Here is a 1983-nt window from a genome sequence, read left to right on the forward strand (position 1 = left end):
GCCGAGAAGTCAGGTCTGCAGGCCGAGAAGTCAGGTCTGCAGGCCGAGTGGGCACTGGGGTGCCCACTCGGCCTGCAGAAGTGACCTTTCGGCCTGCGTACGTGACTTCTCGGCCTGCAGAAGTGACGCCTCGGCAGGGGGTCAGGTGCCGTAGACCTTCTCGGGGACCGGCGCCTCGCCGAGGAGCTTGCGGAGCGCGGGACCGACGTCGGTGGCCTCCCAGCGGGCGCCGGCGTCGGCGGAGGGGCCGTGGGCCCAGCCGTTCTCGAGGGTCACGACGGTGCCGTCGATCTCGATGACCCGGCCGGTGACGTCGCCGGCGTCCGCCGAAGCCAGCCAGGCGACGATCGGGCTGTTGTCCTCGGGCAGAGCCATGGCAGAGGTGTCGAAGGCGCCCTCGGTCATCCGGGTCTTCGCGACCGGCGCGATCGCGTTGACGGTCACGCCGTAGCGGGCCATCTCCGCGGCCGCGACCAGAGTGAGGCCGGCGATGCCTGCCTTGGCCGTGGAGTAGGTGCCCTGACCGATCGATCCCTGCAGACCCGCACCGGAGGAGGTGTTGATGACCCGCGCGGCCCGCTGACGCCCCTGCTTCGACTCCGCCCGCCAGTACGCCCCGGCGTGCCGCAGCGTCGCGAAGTGACTCTTCAGATGAACCCGGATGACGGCGTCCCACTCCTCCTCGGAGGTGTTGACGAGCATCCGGTCGCGCACGAAGCCGGCGTTGTTGACCACGATGTCCAGACCGCCGTACGTGTCGATCGCCTGCTGCACCATCGCAGCTGCGGCCTCGAAGTCGGCCACGTCGGCGGCGTTGGCGACCGCCTCGCCACCCGCGGAGACGATCTCGGCGACCACCTGCTCGGCGGGCGACTCCCCGGTGCCTTCCCCTGCCAGCGAGACGCCGAAGTCGTTGACGACGACCTTCGCGCCGTGGCGGGCCAGCTCGAGCGCGTGCGCCCGGCCGATGCCACGCCCCGCTCCGGTGACGATCGCGATCCGGCCATCCAGCAGTCCGGTCATTGAGTGCTCCCTGCGTCGATACGTACGTCGTCCTTGCCAGCTTGAACCAAGCAACTGCTAGGCTACCAAGCAATCGCTAGGTTAGGCAGTCCAGATCAAGGACAGGTTGGGCATGGGCATCTCCACCGAGATCACCGACGAGCAGATCGCCGTCGTCACGATGAGCCACCCACCGGTGAACGCGCTGCCGGTGAAGGGTTGGTTCGAGGTCGCCGACGCGGTCACGGCCGCCGCTGACGAGGGTGCGCGAGTCGTGATCCTGCGCGCTGAGGGCAAGGGCTTCAACGCCGGCGTCGACATCAAGGAGATGCAACAGATCGAGGGCTTCGAGGGCATCCTCGGCGCCAACCGCGGCTGCTACGCGGCGTTCAAGGCGATCTACGAGTGCCCCGTCCCGGTCATCGCCGCGGTCAACGGCTTCTGCCTCGGCGGCGGCGTCGGCCTGGTCGGAAACGCGGACACGATCGTCGCCTCTGACGATGCCTTCTTCGGCGTACCCGAGGTCGACCGCGGAGCCCTGGGAGCCGCCACCCACCTGAGTCGTCTGGTGCCCCAGCACATGCTGCGTACGCTCTATTTCACCGCCCAGACCGTCACCGCCCAGCGCCTCCACGAGCTGGGTTCGGTCCACAAGGTGGTCCCCCGCGAAGACCTCGACGAAGCCGCCCTCGACGTCGCCAGACAGGTCGCCGCCAAGGACCCCCGGGTAATCCGAGCCGCCAAGGCCGCCCTCAACGGCATCGACCCGATCGACGTGAACGCCTCCTACCGCTTCGAGCAGGGCTTCACCTACGAGCTCAACCTCGCCGGCGTCGCCGACGAGCGCCGCGACGCCTTCGTGAAGGACGGAAAGTGATGCCGAGTCGGCGCGAATGTCCCGGAAATTCGCGTCGAGTCGGCGCAAATGTCCCACCCCAGCGTGTCGAGCCGGCGCGTCTGTCCCAAGCGGGTGAGACAGAC

General features: G+C 68.6%; 2 protein-coding genes. One reads left to right on the forward strand and one right to left on the reverse strand.

The window, feature by feature from the left end; genetic code table 11:
- Window positions 1-141 precede the first annotated feature (141 nt).
- Window positions 142-1023 (reverse strand): SDR family oxidoreductase, encoded by an 882-nt coding sequence (locus tag ACRDPS_RS24590; protein ID WP_431504301.1) that lies wholly within the window; start codon window positions 1021-1023, stop codon window positions 142-144.
- 112 nt (window positions 1024-1135) lie between these two features.
- Here ACRDPS_RS24590 and ACRDPS_RS24595 point away from each other — a divergent pair, with 112 nt between their 5' ends.
- The gene (locus tag ACRDPS_RS24595) at window positions 1136-1879 is read left to right on the forward strand and encodes an enoyl-CoA hydratase family protein (RefSeq protein ID WP_431504302.1); all 744 of its coding nucleotides are present in this window, start codon (window positions 1136-1138) and stop codon (window positions 1877-1879) included.
- Window positions 1880-1983: the final 104 nt, after the last annotated feature.

Origin of the sequence: Nocardioides sp., assembly GCF_050699375.1 — a bacterium.
Lineage (GTDB): Bacteria > Actinomycetota > Actinomycetes > Propionibacteriales > Nocardioidaceae > Nocardioides.

Excerpts from the sequence above, each read along its gene's own strand:
- ACRDPS_RS24590 (WP_431504301.1), bottom strand. The coding sequence starts at position 1,023 with ATGACCGGACTGCTGGATGGCCGGATCGCGATCGTCACCGGAGCGGGG.
- ACRDPS_RS24595 (WP_431504302.1), top strand. The coding sequence starts at position 1,136 with ATGGGCATCTCCACCGAGATCACCGACGAGCAGATCGCCGTCGTCACG.